The 275-nt window shown below is 71.6% G+C and carries 1 protein-coding gene; it reads left to right on the plus strand.

Translation table 11 applies throughout. The features are described 5' to 3' along the window. A partial coding sequence (locus CF161_RS08665; RefSeq protein ID WP_020296194.1) for a phosphoribosyl-dephospho-CoA transferase MdcG domain-containing protein occupies positions 1-245 on the plus strand: 245 nt, incomplete at its 5' end. Positions 246-275 lie beyond the last annotated feature (30 nt).

Below are 275 nucleotides of genomic sequence, written 5' to 3' on the forward strand. Positions count from 1 at the left end.
TGCACCAGGGCAGTGATCTGGACCTGATTGTGCGCAGCGCCGAACCTTTGCCCCGGGCCGAGGCTCGGCGCCTGCTGGGGTTGCTGGACAGCGCGCCGTGCCCGGTGGACCTGCAAGTGCAGACCCCCCACGGCGCACTGGCCCTGCGCGAGTGGGCCGCCGGCGCCCGGCGTGTATTGCTCAAATGCGCGGCGGGTGCACGGCTGGTCGAGAACCCATGGCAGGCCCTGGAGCAGGTGGCGTGAGCAGCCTGCTGGTGTTTCCGGGCCAGGGCG

The sequence above is a fragment of the Pseudomonas sp. CF161 genome (assembly GCF_000416215.1).
In the GTDB taxonomy this organism is placed as follows: domain Bacteria; phylum Pseudomonadota; class Gammaproteobacteria; order Pseudomonadales; family Pseudomonadaceae; genus Aquipseudomonas.